The sequence below is a fragment of the Thiorhodococcus mannitoliphagus genome, from assembly GCF_010915725.1.
In the GTDB taxonomy this organism is placed as follows: domain Bacteria; phylum Pseudomonadota; class Gammaproteobacteria; order Chromatiales; family Chromatiaceae; genus Thiorhodococcus; species Thiorhodococcus mannitoliphagus.
The window spans coordinates 1-535 of sequence record NZ_JAAIJR010000446.1; the positions used below are offsets into that span (position 1 = coordinate 1).

At 62.1% G+C, this 535-nt stretch carries 1 pseudogene; it reads right to left on the bottom strand.

Annotated features, from left to right (window positions below):
• Nucleotides 1-102: 102 nt before the first annotated feature.
• Nucleotides 103-535 (bottom strand): annotated as a pseudogene (locus G3480_RS27360) (group II intron reverse transcriptase/maturase); the annotation flags it as partial.

The window sequence follows — 535 nt, forward strand, 5'->3', positions numbered from 1 at the left end:
CCCGGCGGTGCCACATGATCTCGCCCGTGGTCCAGGTTGCGACCCGGCCCCTCTCAGAACCGGACAAGCGGCTTTCCCACATCCGGCTCCTCGGTCGGTCATTCAACAAGCCTCCGCTCTTCGAAAGGGATTCAGGTCGATGCGGATCTGCACGCGCGGCCACTGGACGTGGCGCAGGACGTCGTTGTACTGGTCCCAGTTGTACGCTTTACGCTGGCTCTTGCGGTTGAGCCATCGGCGCAGAATGCGCGTGGCGTGATAGACGTAGCGCGAGCAACTGCGTGCATTGTCCGTGATGGCGTAATAATTGAGGTGTCCCTGGACCCGCGCCTTAGCGCGGGCGAGCATTTCTCCTTTGGTCTGCTTGTGCCTGGCGCGACGCGCCCACTCCTTGAACGCCCGCAGGCTGGCCCCAAGCTTCTTGCGGCTGGTGCGGCGCTTAACCTTGAAGTAACCCTTCTTGGTCTTGCCGCAATAGTGGGTGAAGCCGAGAAACGTAAACTCCTCGGGCTTGCCACCACGCGCCTGCGCATTG